This window comes from Pseudomonas sp. JR33AA (assembly GCF_021378985.1).
Lineage (GTDB): Bacteria > Pseudomonadota > Gammaproteobacteria > Pseudomonadales > Pseudomonadaceae > Aquipseudomonas > Aquipseudomonas alloputida.
Genome location: NZ_JAJSAW010000001.1, coordinates 17,711 through 38,118, shown reverse-complemented (window position 1 = coordinate 38,118; position 20,408 = coordinate 17,711). Strand labels below are relative to the sequence as shown.

General features: G+C 63.9%; 19 protein-coding genes and 1 pseudogene. 14 read left to right on the top strand and 6 right to left on the bottom strand.

Going from position 1 to position 20,408, the window contains the following annotated elements; all coding sequences use genetic code 11:
- Nucleotides 1–8: 8 nt before the first annotated feature.
- Nucleotides 9–665, bottom strand: coding sequence for a YciC family protein (locus LVS58_RS00155; RefSeq protein ID WP_233689415.1), 657 nt, complete (start codon nucleotides 663–665; stop codon nucleotides 9–11).
- Between the two features lie 167 nt (nucleotides 666–832).
- Between LVS58_RS00155 and LVS58_RS00150 the strand changes: the two genes are divergently transcribed.
- The 5 genes from LVS58_RS00150 (at nucleotide 833) to LVS58_RS00130 (ending at nucleotide 5,230) form a co-directional block, all read left to right on the top strand.
- On the top strand, nucleotides 833–1,591 hold the full coding sequence (locus LVS58_RS00150) for a DUF2076 domain-containing protein (RefSeq protein WP_233689414.1): 759 nt from the start codon (nucleotides 833–835) through the stop codon (nucleotides 1,589–1,591).
- 93 nt (nucleotides 1,592–1,684) lie between these two features.
- A complete protein-coding gene (locus tag LVS58_RS00145; RefSeq protein ID WP_233689413.1) occupies nucleotides 1,685–2,164 on the top strand; it encodes a LabA-like NYN domain-containing protein in 480 nt (159 codons plus the stop codon).
- 9 nt (nucleotides 2,165–2,173) lie between these two features.
- The gene (locus tag LVS58_RS00140; protein WP_233689412.1) at nucleotides 2,174–2,785 is read left to right on the top strand and encodes a 3'-5' exonuclease; all 612 of its coding nucleotides are present in this window, start codon (nucleotides 2,174–2,176) and stop codon (nucleotides 2,783–2,785) included.
- A 137-nt stretch (nucleotides 2,786–2,922) separates the two neighbouring features.
- On the top strand, nucleotides 2,923–3,843 hold the full coding sequence (gene yedA / locus LVS58_RS00135) for a drug/metabolite exporter YedA (RefSeq protein WP_233689411.1): 921 nt from the start codon (nucleotides 2,923–2,925) through the stop codon (nucleotides 3,841–3,843).
- A 55-nt stretch (nucleotides 3,844–3,898) separates the two neighbouring features.
- Nucleotides 3,899–5,230: a DEAD/DEAH box helicase gene (locus tag LVS58_RS00130; RefSeq protein WP_233689410.1), complete on the top strand. Its 1,332-nt coding sequence runs from the start codon at nucleotides 3,899–3,901 to the stop codon at nucleotides 5,228–5,230.
- 66 nt (nucleotides 5,231–5,296) lie between these two features.
- Here LVS58_RS00130 and LVS58_RS00125 read toward each other — a convergent pair whose 3' ends face one another.
- The 3 genes from LVS58_RS00125 to LVS58_RS00115 form a co-directional block, all read right to left on the bottom strand.
- Entirely contained in the window at nucleotides 5,297–6,535 is a 1,239-nt protein-coding gene (locus LVS58_RS00125) for a TIGR03862 family flavoprotein (RefSeq protein WP_233689409.1), read from the bottom strand.
- A 148-nt stretch (nucleotides 6,536–6,683) separates the two neighbouring features.
- Nucleotides 6,684–7,598: a histone deacetylase family protein gene (locus LVS58_RS00120; RefSeq protein WP_233689408.1), complete on the bottom strand. Its 915-nt coding sequence runs from the start codon at nucleotides 7,596–7,598 to the stop codon at nucleotides 6,684–6,686.
- An 87-nt stretch (nucleotides 7,599–7,685) separates the two neighbouring features.
- Complete coding sequence (locus tag LVS58_RS00115) at nucleotides 7,686–8,372, bottom strand: histidine phosphatase family protein (protein WP_233689407.1); 687 nt, start codon at nucleotides 8,370–8,372, stop codon at nucleotides 7,686–7,688.
- On the opposite strand from LVS58_RS00115, the gene LVS58_RS00110 reads away from it, so the two are divergent.
- The 5 genes from LVS58_RS00110 to LVS58_RS00090 all read left to right on the top strand — a co-directional run bounded on the left by LVS58_RS00110 (nucleotide 8,371) and on the right by LVS58_RS00090 (nucleotide 11,840).
- A complete protein-coding gene (locus LVS58_RS00110) occupies nucleotides 8,371–8,556 on the top strand; it encodes a hypothetical protein (protein WP_233689406.1) in 186 nt (61 codons plus the stop codon). The genes LVS58_RS00115 and LVS58_RS00110 overlap by 2 nt on opposite strands.
- Nucleotides 8,553–9,122 carry a GNAT family N-acetyltransferase gene (locus tag LVS58_RS00105; protein WP_233689405.1) on the top strand — a complete coding sequence of 190 codons (570 nt, stop codon included), beginning with the start codon at nucleotides 8,553–8,555 and terminating at the stop codon, nucleotides 9,120–9,122. Before LVS58_RS00110 ends, LVS58_RS00105 begins: the two co-directional genes overlap by 4 nt.
- A gap of 148 nt (nucleotides 9,123–9,270) precedes the next feature.
- Entirely contained in the window at nucleotides 9,271–10,140 is an 870-nt protein-coding gene (gene tesB, locus LVS58_RS00100) for an acyl-CoA thioesterase II (protein WP_233689404.1), read from the top strand.
- Entirely contained in the window at nucleotides 10,137–10,727 is a 591-nt protein-coding gene (locus tag LVS58_RS00095) for an HAD family hydrolase (RefSeq protein WP_233689403.1), read from the top strand. Before tesB ends, LVS58_RS00095 begins: the two co-directional genes overlap by 4 nt.
- Nucleotides 10,728–10,829: 102 nt before the next feature.
- On the top strand, nucleotides 10,830–11,840 hold the full coding sequence (locus LVS58_RS00090) for a zinc-dependent alcohol dehydrogenase family protein (protein WP_233689402.1): 1,011 nt from the start codon (nucleotides 10,830–10,832) through the stop codon (nucleotides 11,838–11,840).
- A gap of 26 nt (nucleotides 11,841–11,866) precedes the next feature.
- Here LVS58_RS00090 and LVS58_RS00085 read toward each other — a convergent pair whose 3' ends face one another.
- Nucleotides 11,867–12,568: a FadR/GntR family transcriptional regulator gene (locus LVS58_RS00085; protein ID WP_003249857.1), complete on the bottom strand. Its 702-nt coding sequence runs from the start codon at nucleotides 12,566–12,568 to the stop codon at nucleotides 11,867–11,869.
- Nucleotides 12,569–12,827: 259 nt separating this feature from the next.
- Here LVS58_RS00085 and LVS58_RS00080 point away from each other — a divergent pair, with 259 nt between their 5' ends.
- The 3 genes from LVS58_RS00080 to LVS58_RS00070 all read left to right on the top strand — a co-directional run bounded on the left by LVS58_RS00080 (nucleotide 12,828) and on the right by LVS58_RS00070 (nucleotide 17,465).
- Nucleotides 12,828–14,180 carry an MFS transporter gene (locus tag LVS58_RS00080; protein WP_233689401.1) on the top strand — a complete coding sequence of 451 codons (1,353 nt, stop codon included), beginning with the start codon at nucleotides 12,828–12,830 and terminating at the stop codon, nucleotides 14,178–14,180.
- Nucleotides 14,181–14,199: 19 nt separating this feature from the next.
- Nucleotides 14,200–15,546, top strand: a complete 1,347-nt coding sequence (gudD, locus tag LVS58_RS00075) for a glucarate dehydratase (RefSeq protein WP_233689400.1) — start codon at nucleotides 14,200–14,202, stop codon at nucleotides 15,544–15,546.
- A gap of 527 nt (nucleotides 15,547–16,073) precedes the next feature.
- Nucleotides 16,074–17,465 carry an amino acid permease gene (locus LVS58_RS00070; protein ID WP_233689399.1) on the top strand — a complete coding sequence of 464 codons (1,392 nt, stop codon included), beginning with the start codon at nucleotides 16,074–16,076 and terminating at the stop codon, nucleotides 17,463–17,465.
- Nucleotides 17,466–17,676: 211 nt separating this feature from the next.
- Here LVS58_RS00070 and LVS58_RS00065 read toward each other — a convergent pair whose 3' ends face one another.
- A complete protein-coding gene (locus LVS58_RS00065) occupies nucleotides 17,677–18,546 on the bottom strand; it encodes a LysR family transcriptional regulator (protein ID WP_233689398.1) in 870 nt (289 codons plus the stop codon).
- 251 nt (nucleotides 18,547–18,797) lie between these two features.
- On the opposite strand from LVS58_RS00065, the pseudogene LVS58_RS00060 reads away from it, so the two are divergent.
- Nucleotides 18,798–20,325, top strand: a pseudogene (locus LVS58_RS00060) (MFS transporter).
- Nucleotides 20,326–20,408 lie beyond the last annotated feature (83 nt).

Sequence of the window (20,408 nt, the reverse complement as noted above, 5' to 3'; positions counted from 1 at the left end):
CGGTAAGCTCAGGTGCTGGCTTCAGCTTCCAGCAGCATGAACAGGCGATACAGCACCACGGTGCTGAACAGTTGCAGGAAGCCGCTGAGGCTGTCCATGGCCAGTTCCATCCCCGGTGATGGTTCGGGGAAAGCCATCAGCAGCAGCCCGTCGATCAGCCAGATCGGCGCCAGCACGCCTACAACGCAGATCATGATGCGCATGAAATGCCCGGTGGTCATGCTTGCGCTTTCGCGCATCGCCTGCACCACCGGCCGGCCGCGCAGCACCAGCAGGTACTCGGCGAACACCAGGTTGATCATGATCCACACCCCCGGGAAGATGAACAGCGCCAGGCCGGCCATGATCAATAGCGAGCTGATCAGGATCAGCAGGGCCAGTTGCGGCCACAGCTGCAGGGCGCGGGCAAACAGGTCGCGCTTGGCGATTTCCTGGCCGTTGCTGCGTGTGTCCAGGTACAGGATCAGGGCGGCGCTGTACAGCGGGTAGAACAACAGGCTGACCAGCATGCCGTAGGCCGGTGATGCCTGGTCGCCCAGCTGCCGGTACAGCAATTGGGTAAGCAGGGCTTCCACCACCACCAGCGGCAGGCACAGCTGGAGGATGTTCGGCAGGTGACGGCGGAAGAAGTACAGGGAGTCGCGCAGAACGCTCAGCGGATTCATCAGTCAACATCGCATGGCAGTAAAAACAGGGGCCTAACTTTAGCCCAAAGCAGGGCTGGGGCTGTCACTTGCTGAAAAAAGTTTCACCGCAGCAGTGATTGAATACCGCGCCTGTACGCCCCATCTTTGACGCAGTCCGATGTCCCGCTACCCCACGAGGTCGCCCCATGAACACTGAAGAACAAACCCTGATCGACGGCCTGTTCGGCCGCCTCAAGCAAGCCGAAGACCCGAGCCAGCCGCGTGACGCGCAAGCTCAGGCGTGCATCGAGCAGCACCTGCGTCAGCAACCGGCGGCGCCTTACTACATGGCCCAGGCGATTTTGGTGCAGGAGGCCGCAATCAAGCGCCTCGACGAACAGAACAAGCAGCTGCAAGCCGAGCTGCAGCAGGCCCGTGCACAGGCTCAGGCGGCACAAGCCGCCAGCAGTGCGCCGAGCAATGGCGGGGGTGGTTTCTTGTCCAGCATCTTTGGTTCGGGTGGGCGCAGCGCAGCGCCGGCGGTGCAGCCACAGCGTCCTTCGGCGCCCGCTGTAGCGTCCGGTGGTGGCTGGCGCGAACCGTCGGCGCCTGGTTTCGCCCAGCCTCAGGCGCCGCAGCCTGGCTACGGCGCCGCGCCTGCGCGCAGTGGGGCCAGCAGCTTCCTTGGCGGGGCCATGCAGACCGCCGCCGGTGTGGCCGGTGGTGTGCTGCTGGCGCAGGGTATCAGCAGCCTGTTCAACCACAACGCGCAACCGGAAGAAGTGGTCGAGGTGATCAAGGAAGAGCCGGTGCCAGCCAGTGACAGTGGCGGCTGGAACGACCAGGGCGAGCAGCAGCAAGTGGCTGACAACGGTGGCTGGGGCAGTGACCAGGGCGGATACGCCGACGGTGGTTTTGGCAGCGATGACGGCGGGTTCTTCTCGGACGACGATTCTTACGTCTGACAGGTCTGGCATACTGCTGGCATTTCCGGGGGCGCTTTGCGCCCCTTCGTGGGCACGCCCCCCAGCACTCCAGGCCCTACATGAGGTTCCCAGGTGAAAAAGATCGCGCTGTTCGCCGATGTGCAGAACCTCTACTACACCGTGCGCCAAGCTCATGGTTGCCACTTCAACTACACCGCCCTGTGGGCCGATGTCAGCCGCGAAGGCCAGATCGTCGAGGCCGTGGCCTATGCCATCGACCGTGGCGACAGCAAACAGCAGCAGTTCCAGCAGATCTTGCGCAACCTCGGTTTCGATGTGCGCCTCAAACCGTTTATCCAGCGCAGCGATGGCTCGGCCAAAGGTGACTGGGATGTGGGCATCACTTTGGATGTGATCGACGCGGCCAGCCGGGTCGACCAGGTGGTGTTGGCCTCCGGTGACGGTGATTTCGACCTGCTGCTGGAGCGGGTAATCCAGCGCCATGGCACCGAAGCGTTGGTGTATGGCGTGCCGGGGCTTACGGCGTTGTCACTGATCCGCGCTGCCACCCGCTACGTGCCCATCGAAGGCGCGCTGTTGCTTAAACACTAAGGTCTTTTCATGGAACGCATCGCTGTCATCGACTTTGAAACCACCGGCATTTCCCCCGGTACCGGCTGCCGTGCCACCGAGGTGGCGGTGGTAATGCTTGAAGGTGGGCGCATTGTCGAGCGCTACCAAAGCCTGATGAACGCTGGCGTGCCGGTGCCGGCCTTCGTCGCAGGGCTGACCGGCATCACCACCGCCATGTTGCGCAGTGCGCCGCCAGTGGACAAAGTGATGAACGAGGTGGCCGAGTTCGTCGGTGGCACCCCGTTGTTGGCGCACAACGCTGCTTTCGACCAGAAGTTCTGGGACTACGAGCTGAGCCGTATCGGCCGCAGCCGCAGCCAGCCCTTCGCGTGTTCCCTGTTGCTGTCACGGCGCCTGCTGCCCGCCGCGCCGAACCACAAGCTGGGCACTTTGACACGCTGGGCCGGCTTGCCGGACACGGGGACCGCGCACCGGGCCATGGCCGATGCCGAAATGGCCGCCAACCTGCTGCAACATCTGGCGGGTGTGTTGCGCCAGGACCACGGCGTTCAGCGACTGTCGCACGAGTTGCTTTGCCGGCTGCAGAAGTCCCCGGCTGCGAAGCTGCGCGAAACGCTGGCAAAGTACTGCAGGGATTAGCAAGTGAACGTCTGGTAGTGTCGCCTCGGTCGAACGCACCAGAATTGTGCCGCTCATTTGAACCCGTTCTGTAACGTCCCTTCACCCAGGCAGGCCGTTAAACTGACTCACCCGTAAACGGATTTCGAGTTTTCCCCATGCCTGCCTCCCGTCGTTTCCCGCTGTTGCTGATTGGCGCCTTCCTGGCCCTGTATCTGGTCTGGGGTTCTACATACCTGTTCATTCGCATCGGCGTCGAGAGCTGGCCTCCGATGCTCATGGCCGGTGTGCGCTTCCTGATCGCCGGTGGCCTGCTGTACGGCTTCCTGCGTTGGCGCGGCGTGCCGGCACCTACCTGGCCACAATGGCGGGCGGCAGGGGCGATCGGTTTCTTGCTGCTCAGCTGTGGCAACGGTGGGGTGACCGTCGCCGAGCATGCGGGTGTGGCTTCGGGCGTGGCGGCTTTGGCAGTGGCGACGGTGCCGCTGTTCACCTTGCTGTTCGGCCTGTTGTTCGGGCACCGCAATTCGAAGCTGGAATGGGCGGGGATAGCCCTTGGGCTGGTGGGCATCGGTCTGCTTAACCTGGGCTCCAACCTGCAGGCCAGCCCGATAGGTGCGGCACTGATCATCTTCGCGGCGGCGTCCTGGGCGTTCGGCTCGGTGTGGAGCAAGACCTTGCCGCTGCCCCAGGGCCCGATGGCCAGCGCAGCGGAAATGCTGGTCGGTGGTGCGGTGCTGTTGCTGGGCAGTGTGCTATCGGGTGAGCGCATGACACAGATGCCGACCGCCGCTGGCTGGGGTGCGCTGGCCTACCTGGTGTTCTTCGGTTCGATCCTGGCGTTCAGTGCCTACATGTACCTGCTCAAGCATGTGCGCCCGGCAGCGGCCACTAGCTACGCCTATGTCAATCCGGCGGTGGCGGTGTTGCTGGGTATCGTCTTTGCCGGTGAGCAGATTGGCGCTGAAGAGTGCGTGGCGATGGCCGTGATCATCGGCGCGGTGGTGCTGATCGGCCTGCCGCAGTGGCGCAAGGCACCTGAACCTGTGCAACCGTTGAAAGGTGAAATCTGCAAGTAGGCAGGGGCGATGCGGTAAACTTGCCGCCTTCGCTGAACCCCCTGATGGTATTGCCATGAATTTCGCCAAACTCGGCCTGATCGAACCGCTGCTGCGCACGCTGCAGCAACTGGACTACACCACCCCGACCCCGGTGCAGGCCAAAGCCATCCCCGCCGTGCTGGCCGGACGCGACCTGATGGCCGCAGCCCAGACCGGTACCGGCAAGACCGCAGGCTTTGCCCTGCCTGTGCTGCAGCGCCTGGCGCTGGAGGGCGAGAAGGTGGCCAGCAACTCGATCCGCGCCTTGGTGCTGGTGCCCACTCGCGAGCTGGCCGAGCAGGTGCACAACAACGTGCGCGAATACGCCGAGAACCTGCCGCTGAGCACTTACGCGGTGTATGGCGGGGTCAGTATCAACCCACAGATGATGCGCCTGCGCCGGGGTGTCGACCTGCTGGTGGCTACCCCTGGCCGCTTGCTCGACCTGTTCCGGCAGAACGCCGTGAAGTTCAACCAGGTGCAGACGCTGGTGCTGGATGAAGCCGACCGCATGCTTGACCTGGGCTTTGCCGAAGAGCTGCAGTCGGTGTATGCGGCATTGCCGCGCAAGCGCCAGACGCTGCTGTTTTCCGCCACCTTCTCCGATCAGATTCGCATGCTGGCGGGGCTGGCGCTGAATGACCCGCTCAGTATCGAAGTGAGCCCGCGCAACGCCGCGGCCGCCAGCGTCAAGCAGTGGCTGGTGCCTGTGGACAAGAAGCGCAAGGCCGACCTGTTCTGCCACCTGCTGCGCAAGCAGCGCTGGAAGCAGGTGCTGGTATTCGCCAAGACCCGCAATGGCGTCGATCAGCTGGTGGAGCGCTTGCTGGCCGAAGGCGTGAATGCCGACGGCATCCACGGTGATCGCCCACAGGCGACCCGCCAGCGTGCGCTGGACAGCTTCAAGGCCCGTGAGGTGCAAGTGCTGGTGGCGACCGATGTGGCAGCCCGTGGCCTGGATATCGATGACTTGCCGCTGGTCGTCAACCTCGACCTGCCGATCGTTGCCGAAGACTACGTGCACCGCATCGGGCGTACCGGGCGGGCGGGCAACAAGGGCGAGGCAATTTCGCTGGTGTGTGCGGATGAAGTGCAACTGCTGGCGGCCATTGAAGTGCTGACCCGGCAGACCCTGCCGCGTCATGAAGAGCCGGATTTCATCCCCGAGCACCGGGTGCCGATGACCGATGCCAGTGGGCAGGTTATCAAGAAACCGAAGAAGCCCAAGAAGCCGAAAGAAAACAGCGCCAAGCGCGGGCTGGGGCGTTGGATGGACAGCACTGAAGCCGGCAGTGCGGAACCGGCGGTGAAGGCTGTACGCAAGGTGCCGAGCTTCAATGGTGGGCCGCGCAAGCGTAAGCCTTGAGGTTTTGGGGCCGCTTTGCGGCCCTTTCGCGATGCAAGGCCGCTCCCACATGGGCCCGGCAATCTGTCAGGAAGCCCGCACCCAATCCGCCGCTGCCCGTCCGGCGCGCAAGCCGCTGGCAAAGCATGCTGTCAGCAGATAGCCCCCGGTCGGCGCCTCCCAGTCCAGCATTTCGCCGGCACAGAATACCCCCGGCATGCCCTTGACCATCAACCCCTCATCCAGGCCCTCGAAGCGGACGCCGCCGGCGCTGCTGATCGCTTCATCCAGCGGCCGTGTGCGTACCAGGGTGATGGGCAATGCCTTGATGGCCCGAGCCAACGCATCAACGTCGGCAAAGGTCGCCTGATCGGTCAGCTCGCGCAGCAGCGCCGCCTTGACCCCATCAATCCCCAGCTGGCTGTGCAGGTGCTTGGCCATGGAGCGTGAACCGCGTGGTTTGGCCAGCGCCTGGGCAATCTTGTCCACAGGCTTGTCCGGCAGCAGGTCGAGCAACAGCACCCCGCGGCCTTCACGGTGGATGGCCTCGCGGACCGGTGCCGACCAGGCATACACCAGGCTGCCTTCCACACCTTGAGCGGTGAGGATGAACTCGCCCTTGCGCGGTGCGCTGCCCGGGACGCTGAGGGCGATGTTCTTCAACGGTGCGCCCGCGAACTTGTCCTTGAGCAGCGCGCTCCAGCCCGCTACTTCAAAACCGCAGTTGCTCGGCTGCAAAGGCGAGATATCCACAGCCCGTTCTGCCAGCAGCGGTTGCCAGCTGCCGTCAGAACCCAGGCGCGCCCAGCTGGCGCCACCCAGCGCCAGCACCACGACCGAGGCTTTCACCTGCCGTTCGCCCTGTGGATAAGCAATGCGCAAGCTGCCATCGGTGTTCCAGCCCAGCCAGCGATGGCGGGTGTGGATAACCACCCCGTTGTCGCGCAGGCGCTTGAGCCATGCACGTAGCAACGGTGCGGCTTTCATGTCGGTGGGGAACACCCGGCCCGAGGTGCCGACGAAGGTTTCGATGCCCAAACCATGAATCCACTGGCGCAACGCGTCCGCATCGAAGTCGCGTAGCAGGGCCTCGATTTCGCCTTGGCGTTCGGCATAGCGTGCCACGAACGCCGGGTAGGGCTCGGAATGGGTGATGTTCATGCCGCCGACACCCGCCAGCAGAAACTTGCGGCCCACTGAAGGCATGGCATCGTACACCTCGACCGCCAGGCCTGCCTTGGCCAGTGCTTCGGCAGCCATCAGGCCGGCGGGGCCGCCACCGATGACGATAGCGGGGGGAGGGGATGCGGGGGTTAGATCGGGCATGGTGGGCAGCAGGCTGTGGAAAAGAGGCGCATTCTACCGCAGCGCTGCACACGGAAGCACTGGTCAAAAAATAGCCAGTGTCACGCAGGCCTTGCCAGTAAAGGGCTACAGCGGCTTTCGCGCAGGTTATCCACAAGCGGTTCCACAGTCATTGTGAACAACCTATGACACGTGCCGCGCTGTGGTGAAGGATGCCGTGGCGTTTGGCCAAGGCTGTGCGGTCCTTGCTGTAGCCTCCACCGATCACGCCCATTACCGGGATATCGCGGCCCATGCAGTGGCGCAGCACGGCTTCGTCACGGGCGGCAACGCCCGCGTCGGTCAGCTGCAGGTAGCCCAGGGCGTCATCCTTGTGCACATCGACACCGGCGTCATACAGCACCAGGTCGGGTTGATAAAGCGGCAGCAGGTAGTTGAGGGCGTCGTCCACCACCTTCAGGTAGGCCGCGTCGCCCATGCCTCGGGGCAGGGGGATGTCCCAGTCGCTTTGTGCCTTGCGGGCGGGGAAGTTCTGCTCGCAGTGCAGCGACACGGTGATGGCCTCGGGCGTGTCGTGCAGGATGCGCGCAGTGCCGTCACCCTGGTGCACGTCGCAGTCGAAGATCAGCACCCGGTGTACGCGGCCTGCTTCCAGCAGGTAGCGGCTGATGACCGCCAGGTCGTTGAAAATGCAGAAGCCGGCGGGGTGGTCGTAATGGGCGTGGTGGGTGCCACCGGCGAGGTGGCAGGCGATGCCGTGCTGCAGCGCCATCTCGGCAGTCAGCAATGAGCCACCGACGGCGCGCACGGTACGTCGGGCCAAGGCCTCGCTCCAGGGCAGGCCGAGGCGGCGCTGGTCCTCGCGCGACAGCTCGCCGTTCATGTAGCGCGCGATGTAGCTGCGGTCGTGGGCCAGGGCAAGGATGTCGTTGGGGCAGATGTCGGGGCGCAGCAGGGCCTGGTCGGTGGTCAGCCCGCTGCCGACCAGGTGATCGTGCAGCAGGCGAAACTTGTCCATCGGAAAGCGGTGTTCAGCGGGGAACTCCGGGCTGTAATCTTCATGGTAGATCAACGGCAACGGCATGGATGGGGTCGCAATCGGGGCCAGTGCTGATCTTGCCATGACGGGTGATTGCGGGAGTACCGGTTTCTTGCGCCGCTCCCATAGAGGCTATTTACCTGTGCTGGCCAATACGCGTTGCCAGTCAGGTTCGTTCAGTCGTCCGAGGATGCGTGCCTTGCCATTGCCATCCACCGACACGAACAGGGCGCTGGCATAGTTGCTTTGACGTTCGCCGCCGGCAACGTGCTGCTGGCGGGCAAAGTGGTCGATGCAGCCGTTGTGAGTCACCAGCACCAGGTTATGGCCCGCGCGTTTTTGTGCGAGTGCTTCGTTGGCGAACTGGCTGTCGCAGCTTTCGAGCCAGTCCTCGCTGGCCACCGCCTGTCCGAGGATGAAGTGGGCGGTTTGCCGGGTGCGCAGCTTCGGGCTGCTGAGCATGTCGGCGTTGTTCAGGCCCAGTTGGTGTAGCCCCTGGCCAACGCGGCCAGCGGCCTGGCTGCCGGCCACGGTGATGCCGGCGGGGTTGTCCAGGCAGGGGCCGGGGGCACTGTCGCAGCGTTCGGCGTGGCGGATCATCACGATCACCGCACCGTCGGCCCAGTCCTGCAGCAGGCCGCTGTCACTCAGTTGTTGCTCGTTACCAAGGTCCACGATGTGCGTCCTCGTCGCCAGCCAGGTGGTCAACGCCGCCACGACCATGCACAGGCCCAGGGCGGCTCCGACGGCTTTGTGAGTCAGGCGTCGCTTGCGCCGGGCATGAATGGCAGGGTGCCCCAGGGTGTTGCTCGATAGCATGCGTTGCTCCGTTGGCAGTACCGCGGCTGGCGCGGTGGTGGATGGCGGCATCCTGCCAAGCGGCCTGTCGGGGGCCGGTGAAGGGCGTGTGAAAATTGCATTTGGCGGCTGCCGGCTGGGTGAAACCCGCGCCCGCGCCTACGCTGTAAACTGCAAGGCGGTAAAACCGGAGCAGGCCCGATGACCCCCACCCTTGAACTCGAAAGCGCACGGCTGGTGCTGCGCCAATGGCATGACGATGACTTGCGCGAGTTCGCCGCACTGTGCGCCGACCCACAGGTAATGCGCTACTTTCCGGCGCCGCTGACGCGGGTTGAGGCGGCTGCGTTGATCGGCCGTGTGCGTGGGCATTTCAATGAGTACGGTTTTGGTCTGTGGGCCCTGGAGCGCAAGGACAGTGGCGCGTTCATCGGCATGACCGGGTTGCTCAATGTCAACTTCGACGCGCCTTTTGCCCCGGCGGTGGAGATCGGCTGGCGCCTGGCACGTCGCCACTGGGGCCTGGGCTTTGCCAGCGAGGCGGCATGGACCTGCCTGCGTTGTGCTTTTGCCCAGTTGCGCCTGGAGGAGGTCGTGTCGTTCACCAGCGAGAGCAACCTGCCTTCGCAAAAGGTGATGCAAGCCATCGGCATGCAGCAGGATCTGCACGGCAGCTTCGAGCACCCCCGCCTGCCCATCGGCCACCCGCTGCGCCCGCATGTGCTGTACCGGATCGATCGCGCGCACTGGGAGCGTACCCTGCGCGCCTGAATGCACGGCCATGCCCGGCGCGAATGACAAACGCTGTATCATTTGCCTACTTGGAAGGCGCTTGCCGTAACACGTTCAGCGCCTGTGAAATCGAACGCCGCTCGGGCGGCGCATCGCGAGCTAGGCTCGCGCCTACGGAGAACCGCCGATGAGTCATGTGTTGGACGACCTGGTCGACCTGTTGAGCCTCGAATCCATCGAGGAGAACCTGTTCCGTGGACGTAGCCAGGACCTGGGCTTCCGTCAGCTTTACGGCGGCCAAGTGCTGGGTCAGTCGTTGTCGGCTGCCAGTCAGACAGTCGAGGACGCGCGCCATGTGCATTCGTTGCACGGCTACTTTCTGCGCCCGGGCGATGCCAGCCTACCCGTGGTGTACTCGGTAGACCGCGTGCGCGATGGCGGCAGCTTCAGTACGCGGCGGGTGACGGCGATCCAGAAGGGCCAGACCATCTTCACCTGCAGCGCATCGTTCCAGTACGACGAGGAAGGCTTCGAGCACCAGGCGCAGATGCCTGACGTGGTTGGCCCGGAAAACCTGCCTACCGAGGTCGAACTGGCCCGTGCCATGGCCGACCAGCTGCCCGAGCGCATTCGCGACAAGGTGCTGTGCGCCAAGCCGATCGAGATCCGCCCGGTCACCGAGCGCGACCCGTTCAACCCCAAGCCGGGCGACCCGGTGAAATACGCCTGGTTCCGCGCCGACGGCAACCTGCCTGACGTGCCTGCCCTGCACAAGTACATGCTGGCCTATGCCTCGGACTTCGGCTTGCTGACCACGGCGTTGCTGCCCCATGGCAAATCGGTGTGGCAGCGCGACATGCAGATCGCCAGCCTCGACCACTCGCTGTGGTTTCACGGCAACCTGCGCGCCGACGAGTGGCTGCTGTATGCCACCGACAGCCCCTGGGCCGGCAATTCCCGTGGCTTCTGCCGCGGCAGCATTTTCAACCAGGCCGGGCAACTGGTGGCATCGTCGACCCAGGAAGGCCTGATTCGCCATCGCAAGGACTGGGCATGAGCCTGGGCGAGGTGCGCAACTGGGTGTTCGACATGGACGGCACCCTGACCGTGGCCGTGCACGACTTCGCCGCCATTCGGGTGGCGCTGGACATCCCGGCCGAACACGACATCCTCACCCATCTGGCGGCCTTGCCGGCAGCGGAAGCGGCGGCCAAGCATGCCTGGTTGCTGGAGCACGAAAGGGACCTGGCAACGGCCTCCACGGCGGCTACCGGGGCGGTGGAACTGGTGCGCGAGCTGGCCGGGCGCGGGTGCCGGCTGGGCATTCTGACCCGCAATGCGCGTGAGCTGGCGCATGTAACGCTGGAGGCCATCGGCCTGGCGGACTGCTTCCCGGTGGAACATATTCTCGGGCGTGACGAGGCTGCACCGAAGCCGAGCCCGGATGGGTTGCTGAAGATTGCCAACGCCTGGGGCGTGACGCCGAGCGAACTGGTGATGGTGGGGGATTACCGCTTTGACCTGGACTGTGGGCGGGCGGCGGGGGCACGCACGGTGCTGGTGAACCTGCCGGACAATCCCTGGCCAGAGCTGGTGGATTGGCATGCGGCGGATTGCCGAGCGTTGAAGGTGATGCTGGGCTGATGCGTGTGTTGGCAATGCGGGCCTCTTCGCGGGCGTACCCGCGAAGAGGCCGGACCTGTCTATGCTGAACCCCATTCTTTGCTCTGATACGGAGACCTACCCATGAGCAGCAAGGCCATCTACGTACAACCCGGCGGCGGCTACGACAAGGTCGAGGTCGGCAGCTGCGAGGCCCAGGCCCCCAAGGCCGGCGAGATTACCGTGCGCCTGCACGCCAGTTCCCTCAACTACCACGATTTCGCCGTGGTCAGCGGCATGTGGGGGCCGAGCGAGCGACGCATCCCCATGGCCGACGGTGCCGGCGAGGTGGTGGCGGTGGGGGCTGGCGTCACTGACTTCCAGGTCGGCGACAATGTGGTCAGCACCTTCTTCCCCGACTGGCTCGATGGCCAGGCCAATGTCGAGGGCTTTGCCAGGGTGCCCGGCGACGGCATCGATGGCTACGCCCGTGAGCAGGTGACTGCCCGCGCCACCGCATTCACCCTGGCACCCCAGGGTTTCAGCCATGCCGAGGCTGCCACCCTGACCACCGCCGGCCTTACCGCCTGGCGCGCGCTGATGAGCGATGATCACCTCAAGCCCGGCGACACGGTACTGGTGCAGGGTACCGGCGGTGTGTCGATTTTCGCCCTGCAGTTCGCCAAGCTGGCGGGCGCGACCGTGATCGCCACCTCGTCCAGCGATGCCAAGCTGGAGCGCCTGAAGGCCTTGGGTGCCGACCACCTGATCAACTACAAGAGCACCCCGGCATGGGGCGAGAAAGTACGCGAGCTGACGGGCAACCGCGGTGTCGATCATGTGATTGAAGTGGGTGGCCCGGCGACGCTGGAGCAGTCGATGATTGCTGCGCGCATTGGCGGGCATGTTTCGCTGATCGGCATCCTTACCGGGGTGGCCGGGCAGTTGCCGCTGGTGCAGGCGCTGGTGCGGCAGATTCGCCTGCAAGGGGTGCTGGTGGGCAGCCGGGCGCAGCAGCAGGCGATGGTGCGGGCAATCGATGCCAACGGTCTGCGACCGGTGGTGGACAAGCATTTCGAACTGGAACAGATCGTCGAGGCGTTCCGTTACCAGGAGAGCAATCGGCATTTCGGCAAGATCTGCCTGACCTGGTGAAGTGGGGGCGTTGCACGGTCTGACAATCAGTCCGGCAATAGCCGGTCGCGGCTGTTGGACAGGTGCAGGCACACTGCCGCCCGCGCGGCATCCGGGTCCTGTCTGCGGATGGCATTGAGGATGGCCTCGTGCTCCAGGTTGGCCAGGTACGCTTGCCGCGCCAGCTTGGCCCCCGCGCGCTCGGCCAGGGCCATGCGGTTGCGCGGGATCAGGCCGTTACCCAGCTGCAGCAGCATCTCAGTGAAATACAGGTTGCCGGTAGCCTCGGCAATCAGCAGGTGAAAGCGTCGGTCGGCCTCGATGCAGCTGTCGCCTGCAGCGGCCAGGTCCTGATAGTCATCCAGCGCCTGGCGCATGCGCGCCAGTTGCCCCTCATCACGACGCAGTGCGGCCAGCGCGGCTGCCTGGCCTTCAAGGCCAATACGCAGCTCCAGCAGATCGCGCACATTCGCCGCGCTCTCCGCCGCAACGCGCAGGCCGGCCTGGGCCTGGCGCTCCATCACGAACGTACCGATCCCGTGGCGCGGCTCCACGAGCCCAGAGGCCTGCAGCTTCGACAAGGCTTCGCGAACCACTGTGCGGCTTACCCCGTGCTCGCGCACCAAGGTGTTTTCCGAAGGCAGTTTGTCGCCTGGTTTGAAGGTGCCCAGCAGAATTTGCTGGGTCAGGCTGGAGACCAGGTCATGGGCGCGGCTATGGCCGCGTTTGCGAGCGTGTTCGGGTTCCATGTGTGATCCGCTTCTTGATTTACTTGTACGACAAGTTAATCGATAGAAATATTTTTTGCCGATTTTTCACGCGTTCAATTCAGCGTGTAATTGGTCTGTTTTTGCATGTTAGGAGCAAATTGGCCTTATGACAGCTTGTATTTTGGTATTTTGCCTACTTTGATGATCTTGTCGTACAACCTCGCTGCGAATAAGCTCCTCCCCACTGCCCTGTCAGACAACCCGACCCGCACAAAAACAATTAGTGGGAGATCCGCAAGTGAACGACACCCTCGCTCCGTCTGCCCGGCATGAAGGCGACGCGCTGGCCAGTGCCGTGGCCAAGGTCAAACGCCACGTCCTGCCGCTGTTCGTCATCATGTTCATCGTCAACTACCTTGATCGCGTCAACATTGGCTTCGTCCGCCCGCACCTGGAAAGCGACCTGGGCATCAGCGCTGCGGCGTTTGGTTTTGGTGCCGGACTGTTCTTCATCGGTTACGCGCTGTTCGAAGTACCTTCGAATATGCTGCTGCAAAAGGTCGGTGCCCGGCTGTGGCTGACCCGTATCATGTTCACCTGGGGGCTGGTGGCCACGGCCATGGCCTTCGTGCAGAACGAAACCCAGTTCTACGTGCTGCGCTTTCTGCTCGGGGTGGCCGAAGCAGGCTTCTTTCCTGGAGTGATCTACTACTTCACCCGCTGGCTGCCGGCGGCCGAGCGCGGCAAGGCCATTGCTATCTTCCTCAGCGGTTCTGCACTGGCATCGCTGATTTCCGGGCCGTTGGCCGGGGCGCTGATGCAGATCCAGGGCCTGGGCCTGCATGGTTGGCAGTGGATGCTGTTCATTGAAGGCATGGCCTCGGTGGCGCTGTGCTTCTTTGTGTTCTTCTGGCTCGACTCGAAGCCGCAGGACGCCAAGTGGCTGAACCCGGCGGAGCAGGAGGCGCTGGTGGCGACCATTGACCGCGAGCAGCGCGAGCGCGAGGCGACCGGCGCAGTGAAGCCATCGGCCTGGAGCCTGCTCAAGGACCGGCAGATCTTGCTGTTCTGCCTGATCTACTTCTGCATCCAGCTGACCATCTATGCCGCCACCTTCTGGTTGCCCAGCATCATCAAGCGCATGGGCGACCTCAGTGACCTGCAGGTGGGCTTCTTCAATTCCATCCCGTGGTTGATCTCGATCCTGGCCATGTACGCCTTTGCTGCCGGTTCCGCACGCTGGAGGTTCCAGCAGGCCTGGGTGGCAGGCGCCTTGGTGATCGCTGCCATTGGCATGTTCATGTCCACGACGGGCGGGCCGGTTTTTGCCTTCGTTGCGGTTTGCTTTGCGGCCATCGGTTTCAAGTCGGCCTCTTCGCTGTTCTGGCCTATCCCTCAGGGCTATCTGGATGCGCGTATCGCGGCGGCAGTCATTGCCCTGATCAACTCGGTCGGCAACCTCGGCGGCTTCGTCGCCCCTACCACCTTCGGGCTGCTGGAGCAGCAGACCGGGTCGATCCAGGGCGGCCTGTATGGCCTGGCGGTGACCTCGGTGCTGGCGGCGATTGCCATCTTCTTCGTACGCACCCGCCCCAAAGGCGTCCCTACCGATGACCTCAAGGCCTCCTCGGCCCTGGGCCATACCCACTGATGACTGCGAGACAACCCTCATGAATATGCAGACCCTTCACACCAGTACCCCGGTGGTCACCGACCTGCGCGTGATCCCGGTGGCCGGCCATGACAGCATGCTGCTCAACCTCAGTGGCGCCCATGGCCCGTACTTCACCCGCAACGTGGTGGTGCTGCGCGACAGCGCCGGCAATACCGGCCTGGGCGAAGTGCCCGGCGGCGAGAACATTCGCCAGACCCTGGAGGACGCCCGCAGCCTGGTGGTCGGCCAGCCGATCGGCCATTACCAGCGTGTGCTCAATGCCATGCGCCAGACCTTCGCCAACCGTGACTCGGCGGGCCGCGGCCTGCAGACCTTCGACCTGCGCATCACCGTGCATGCGGTAACGGCCATCGAGTCGGCGTTGCTCGACCTGCTCGGCCAGCATCTGAACGTACCGATGGCAGCACTGCTGGGCGAGGGGCAGCAACGTGATGCGGTGAAGATGCTTGGTTACCTGTTCTATATCGGCGACCGCCAGCAGACCGACCTGGCTTACCGCAACGAAGCCGACAGCGATGACGACTGGTTTCGCCTGCGCCACGAAAAGGCCCTGACCCCGGAAGCGGTGGTGCGGCTGGCCGAGGCCGCCAAGGCGCGCTATGGCTTCAGCGACTTCAAGCTCAAGGGCGGCGTGCTACGTGGTGAAGAAGAGATGGAGGCCGTGACAGCGCTGACCGAACGCTTCCCCGAAGCGCGCATCACGCTCGACCCCAATGGCGCATGGTCGCTCAAGGAGGCCATTGCCCTGTGCCGCGACAAGCACGATGTGCTGGCCTACGCCGAAGACCCGTGCGGCGCCGAGAACGGTTACTCGGGCCGCGAGGTGATGGCCGAGTTCCGCCGTGCCACCGGCCTGCCCACCGCGACCAACATGATCGCCACCGACTGGCGGCAGATGGGCCATGCCATCCAGCTGCAATCGGTGGACATCCCGCTGGCCGACCCGCACTTCTGGACCTTGCAGGGTTCGGTGCGGGTGGCGCAGATGTGCAACGACTGGGGGCTGACCTGGGGTTCTCATTCCAATAACCACTTCGACATTTCGCTGGCGATGTTCACCCAGGTGGCGGCTGCGGCGCCGGGTGAAATCACGGCGATCGACACCCACTGGATCTGGCAGGATGGCCAGCGCCTGACCCGTGAGCCGCTGCGCATTGTCGACGGGCATGTGCGGGTGCCGGCGCGGCCGGGCCTGGGCGTGGAACTGGATGAAGACCAGCTGGCAAAGGCCCATGAGTGCTACCGCAACATGGGGCTGGGGGCGCGCGATGACAGCGTGGCGATGCAGTTCCTGATTCCGGGTTGGCGCTTCGATAACAAACGGCCCTGCCTGGTGCGTTGAGGCTGCCGGCCTCTTCGCGGGCAAGCCCGCTCCTACATCGATCGGTGGCCTCGCACGCACCGTCGTAGGAGCGGGTTCACCCGCGAATAGGCCAGACCTGCCAGCCAACCCCCCCCCAGTCATTCCCCGTCCCAGCCGCCCCCGCATTCATCAACCGGTGGCCTCACCCCGCACCGTCGCAGGAGCGGGTTCACCCGCGAAAGGGCCGGCACAGGCAACACACATCCAAATGAAAAACAAAACCTCCATTTGGGCCTGTGGCGCGATCAGATATGCCATTCGCGACATCTGGCGTTGATGGAAATGCCCTGTCGTGATCGAACAGTTCCGTGGCGTTCTCGTGTAATTCCCCACAGCCATGCGGGGATTAAATGAACCCCGAACCGCACTGACACCTTGCTCTGTGACGCGTGCCAAAGATCAACAACAGCGCGCGAACAACGTGTCGACTTATTGATTTCAAAGGAGATATTTTTCGCCTACGCCTGCCCGTCCTTCCTTGTGTCAGCAAAAAGAGAACAACATCAATGAACACCGTGGGATCTGATGGCAACCTTGCACAAGGTTTCAAGCCACGTCACGTAACGATGCTGTCCATCGCCGGCATCATCGGCGCCGGACTTTTCGTCGGCTCTGGCCATGCCATCGCGGCAGCCGGGCCAGCAACCATAATTTCCTATTTCGTGGCCGGGACCCTGGTGGTACTGGTCATGCGCATGCTCGGCGAAATGGCCGTGGCACACCCCGACACCGGATCGTTTTCCACCTATGCCGACCAGGCCATTGGCCGCTGGGCCGGCTATACCATCGGCTGGTTGTACTGGTGGTTCTGGGTATTGGTCATCCCTATCGAGGCATTGGCTGCCGGGCATGTGCTGAACGCCTGGTTCCCGCAGGTGGACAGCTGGATCTTCGCCCTGGGTTCGGTGTTGCTGCTGGCCGGTACCAACCTGTTCAGCGTGGCCAAGTACGGCGAGTTCGAGTTCTGGTTCGCGATCCTCAAGGTCACTGCCATCCTGGGCTTCATCGGCCTGGGCTTCGCCGCGCTGATGGGCTGGCTGCCCAACCGCGAGGTCAGTGGGCTGAGCGGGCTGATGGCCGAATACGGCGGCTTTGCACCGAAGGGCTGGTCGGCGGTGGTCGGCGCGTTCATCACTGTGATGTTCAGCTTTATCGGCACCGAGGCGGTGACCATCGCCGCGTCCGAGTCCAGCGACCCGTCGCGCAACATCGCCAAGGCCACCCGCTCGGTGATCTGGCGTATCAGCACCTTCTACATCCTGTCGATCTTCGTGATCATCTCAGTCGTACCGTGGAACGACCCGCAATTGGCGGTGGTGGGTTCTTACCAGCGTGCGCTGGAAATCATGAACATCCCCAACGCGGCGTTCATGGTCGACCTAGTGGTACTGGTCGCAGTTACCAGCTGCATGAACTCGTCGATCTACATCGCTTCGCGGATGATGTTCTCGCTGGCCAAGCGCGGTGACGCCCCGGCCTTCCTCAACAAGACCTCCAAGGTTGGTGTACCGCGTGCTGCGGTGTTCGGCAGCACCCTGATCGGTGCGGCCATCGCAGTCCTCAACTACTTCGCGCCGAAGGGAGTGTTCGAGTTCCTGCTGGCCAGCTCCGGCGCCATCGCCCTGTTGGTGTACATGGTTATCGCCATCTCGCAGCTGCGCATGCGCCGCCGTCTGGAGCGCGAGAACACCGAGCTGAAGTTCCGCATGTGGCTGTTCCCGTACCTGACCTGGGCGGTGATCATTTTCATTGCCGGGGCGTTGGCGGTGATGATGTACACGCCTGAGCACCGGGCAGAAGTGAGCTCGACATTGGGCCTGGCGATCGTGATTTCCTTCCTGGGGATCGTGACGTCGAGGGGCCATGCGCAACCAGTGGGCGCGCGATCGATGGGGTGATTCAGTTCACCTGGCTGTAAGGCAAAGGGCACCCGTGGATGGGTGCCCTTTGTTTTTTGAAACACTTGTCTGGCGGTGCGGGCGACCGGGCGCTGGCTTGGATGGAGTTGGGCCGGGATTCCTGCTTCTTTGGCTCCCAATACCCCGCTTCGAGCCTGAGTACCTGGGCAAGCTCGATTTCCATTAGAAGATCAGCGTACTTGAGCGGCCATCAAGTGCCGCCCAGCACGCTTTGCACATATCGCATCACAGCCGGCGCTTTCTCGAAGCGCCGGTGAACCAGGCTTAGCCACGAGCTAGCCTGGCAATCGACGACCCGCCGGTAATTCACCTGCGGCAGGTTGATGCGCTGCACCACCGATTCCGGGACCACTGCAATGCCTTGCCCAAGAGATACCAAGGTAATTACGGCCACCAGGCTGCCGGGTTGTGGGCCAAGCATCGGGACGAAGCCACCTTGCGCCGCCACTTCCAGCGTGCCGGAAATCTGCTCGGGCAGAATGAAGGTTTCGTTGGCCAGGCGCGAGGCCGGGATCTGCGGCACTTCGTTGATCCGCGAGCTGGCGGGCAGGGCGAGAACGAAACCTTCCTGGTGCAAGGCGATGGCTTCCAGCCGGTCAGGCAGCTCCATCGGTGAGCGCACGTAGGCAAGGTCAAGTAAGCCGTCGCGGACCATGCCGGGTAGTTCGGCCATGGGCAGTTCACGGATATTCAGGCGCACGCCAGGGCAGGTTTCGCTGTAGCGGCTGACTTGCTGCTGGAGCATGCCCGAGTAGGCGGCCGAAGCCACGTAGCCCAGTTCGATACGCCCGCTTTCGCCACGGGCTGCGCGTTGTGCACCCAGCTGTGCGGCGTCGAACTGGCGCACGGCCTGTTCGGCCTCAATCAACAGCGCCTGGCCGGCGGCGGTGAGGTTGACCTCGCGCTGGCTGCGCTCGAACAAGCGCACACCCAGCTCGCGTTCCATGTCCTGGATCTGCCGGCTGAGGGTGGGCGGGGCGATGCCCAACTGCTCGGCGGCCCGGGTGAAATGGCCGTGGCGGGCCACGCAGAGAAAATAGCGGAAATGGCGGATTTCCATCAGGTGTTACCTGCAGGGTAATAACGCGGGCCGCCGGGGCTAACAAGCCTTGGCGCAGGCGGCGGTATGGTAAGGCCAACACTACAAGGCTGGTGGCTTGGCGGCAAAGCCTGCCTGTGCAATTGCAGGGACCGCACAACATTCAAGGGCTATGCATTATCCGCAGGTTGCAGGGGACCGCTGTGCGGTCCCGGCGATCCTGCAGGTAAAAGGCACTCCAAACCAACCAGCTCAGCTTCTGGAGCCCCACCATGCCCTCTGCACGCTTCACCCTGCTTACCGCCTCCCTGGTCTGCGCCCTGATCATCCTCGACACCAACATTGTCGCGGTCAGCCTGCCCAGTATCGCCCGCGACCTGTCGGGCTCGTTCGCCGATATCGAATGGGTAGTCAGTGCCTACCTGCTGGCCTTCGCAGCTTGCCTGCTGCCCGCCGGGAGCCTCGCCGACCGCTTTGGCCGCCGGCGCATGCTGCTGCTCGGCCTGGCCCTCGCTAGCCTGCGGCGCGGCGCCCAGCCTGCTATTGCTCGACCTGGCCAGGGCCGCCAAGGGCATCGGCGCGGCCCTGTTGTTGACCTCGGCACTGGCCGCCATCGGCAACCGCTTCCACCAGCCGCAGGAACGCATGCGCGCCTGGGCCTTCTGGGGTGCCTGCATGGGCGCCACCATCACCTTTGCGCCGCTGCTCGGCGGGGTGATCGCCAGTACCTTGGGCTGGCGCTGGATCTTCTACATCAACCTGCCGTTGGTGGCGTTGTTGGCAGTGATGGTGCTGCGCAGTGTCGAAGAGTCCCGCGACAGCGCGGCGGCCCGGCTTGACCCATGGGGCAGCCTGACTTTTGCGGGTGCCCTGGGCTATCTGATCTGGGCGATGATCGATGCCAACCAGGTGGGCTGGGGCAGTGCCCAAACCCTGGGCCGGCTGCTAATCAGTGCCTTCCTGTTTGGCCTGTTTATCATGGTCGAACGCCACCAGGAACGGCCGATGATCGACCTTCAGCTGATGCGCAGCGGGCGGTTTGTGGGTGCTTTGCTGGGCATGTTCGCCTACGCCGCCTGCGCCCAGGTGATGATGACTTTGCTGCCGCTGTACCTGCAAAACGGCCTGCAACTGTCCGCACTGGCAGCCGGGGCCGGCATGCTGCCGTTTGCCGTGGCCATGTTGCTGACACCGCGCTTGGGCATGCGCCTGGCGGCGCACTTGAGCCCGGCGCAGGTGTTCGCCCTTGGCCTGGTGCTGGTGGGGGTGGGCAACCTGCTGTGTGCCTGGGCCGCCGGGTTTGGCGGCTATGCAGCGTTTGCCCTGGCCAGCCTGGTGCTGGGGGCGGGGGCCGGGCTGCTGAATGGCGACACCCAGAAAAACATCATGGCTTGTGTGCCGCGCCAGCGTACCGGGATGGCTTCCGGGTTGAGTACAACTACGCGCTTCGGGGCCATCGTCCTGGCTATCGGTTTACTGGGCGGCGTACTGGCCGCCCGCAGCGGGCAATTGCTTCACGAAGCCCTGGTTGCCGTAGCGCCATCGCAAGTGGGCCAGATTACTGCGATGGCCACGCGGGTAGCGGCGGGCGACCTGCAGGCGGCCCTGGCGCTGCTTGATCCGGGCTTGCGTGAAGCGGTGGCACCCTTGGCCCGCCAGGCGTTCGTGGGTGGCTTCGAGGCCGTGTTGCAGGTTGCGGGCCTTGCAGCGCTGGTGTTCGCGGTGGTGGTTGGCGTGCTGCTGAGCCGCCCGCTGCCCGCTACGCAGGAAACGCTACTGGCGCAAAGCCAACCCCTGTAAAAGGCATGTACCCGCACCGGCAAAACCGCTTTGAAACCGCACTCGGATGAGTAGGTAGCTGACCGCAGTTATTTCACCCTTGC

Coding starts and splice junctions, on each gene's coding strand:
- LVS58_RS00115 (WP_233689407.1), bottom strand. CDS start 8,372: ATGCTATCGAGCAACACCCTGGGGCACCCTGCCATTCATGCCCGGCGC.
- LVS58_RS00065 (WP_233689398.1), bottom strand. CDS start 18,546: ATGGAAATCCGCCATTTCCGCTATTTTCTCTGCGTGGCCCGCCACGGC.
- LVS58_RS00125 (WP_233689409.1), bottom strand. CDS start 6,535: ATGCCCGATCTAACCCCCGCATCCCCTCCCCCCGCTATCGTCATCGGT.
- LVS58_RS00140 (WP_233689412.1), top strand. CDS start 2,174: ATGGAACGCATCGCTGTCATCGACTTTGAAACCACCGGCATTTCCCCC.
- LVS58_RS00070 (WP_233689399.1), top strand. CDS start 16,074: ATGAACACCGTGGGATCTGATGGCAACCTTGCACAAGGTTTCAAGCCA.
- LVS58_RS00150 (WP_233689414.1), top strand. CDS start 833: ATGAACACTGAAGAACAAACCCTGATCGACGGCCTGTTCGGCCGCCTC.
- LVS58_RS00090 (WP_233689402.1), top strand. CDS start 10,830: ATGAGCAGCAAGGCCATCTACGTACAACCCGGCGGCGGCTACGACAAG.
- yedA (WP_233689411.1), top strand. CDS start 2,923: ATGCCTGCCTCCCGTCGTTTCCCGCTGTTGCTGATTGGCGCCTTCCTG.
- LVS58_RS00110 (WP_233689406.1), top strand. CDS start 8,371: ATGCGTTGCTCCGTTGGCAGTACCGCGGCTGGCGCGGTGGTGGATGGC.
- gudD (WP_233689400.1), top strand. CDS start 14,200: ATGAATATGCAGACCCTTCACACCAGTACCCCGGTGGTCACCGACCTG.
- LVS58_RS00095 (WP_233689403.1), top strand. CDS start 10,137: ATGAGCCTGGGCGAGGTGCGCAACTGGGTGTTCGACATGGACGGCACC.
- LVS58_RS00120 (WP_233689408.1), bottom strand. CDS start 7,598: ATGCCGTTGCCGTTGATCTACCATGAAGATTACAGCCCGGAGTTCCCC.
- LVS58_RS00085 (WP_003249857.1), bottom strand. CDS start 12,568: ATGGAACCCGAACACGCTCGCAAACGCGGCCATAGCCGCGCCCATGAC.
- tesB (WP_233689404.1), top strand. CDS start 9,271: ATGAGTCATGTGTTGGACGACCTGGTCGACCTGTTGAGCCTCGAATCC.
- LVS58_RS00105 (WP_233689405.1), top strand. CDS start 8,553: ATGACCCCCACCCTTGAACTCGAAAGCGCACGGCTGGTGCTGCGCCAA.
- LVS58_RS00155 (WP_233689415.1), bottom strand. CDS start 665: ATGAATCCGCTGAGCGTTCTGCGCGACTCCCTGTACTTCTTCCGCCGT.
- LVS58_RS00130 (WP_233689410.1), top strand. CDS start 3,899: ATGAATTTCGCCAAACTCGGCCTGATCGAACCGCTGCTGCGCACGCTG.